The following is a 258-nucleotide window of genomic DNA, read 5'->3' as shown; positions in this document are numbered from 1 at the left end:
CCTCCAAGGCTAAATACTCCTGACTGACCGATAGTGAACCAGTACCGTGAGGGAAAGGCGAAAAGAACCCCTGTGAGGGGAGTGAAATAGAACCTGAAACCGTATACGTACAAGCAGTGGGAGCGGTCCTTGAGACCGTGACTGCGTACCTTTTGTATAATGGGTCAGCGACTTACATTTTGTAGCGAGGTTAAGCGAATAGCGGAGCCGTAGGGAAACCGAGTGTTAACTGCGCGTATAGTTGCAAGGTGTAGACCC

At 50.4% G+C, this 258-nt stretch carries 1 rRNA gene; it reads left to right on the top strand.

The annotated features are described in order from the left end of the window. Positions 1 to 258, top strand: a 23S ribosomal RNA gene (locus LZP69_RS16480); the annotation flags it as partial.

This window comes from Shewanella sp. AS1, assembly GCF_021412565.1.
Classification (GTDB): Bacteria; Pseudomonadota; Gammaproteobacteria; order Enterobacterales; family Shewanellaceae; genus Shewanella.
The sequence above is the reverse complement of the archived record's forward strand: the minus strand, read 5'-3'. Positions and strand labels throughout refer to the sequence as shown.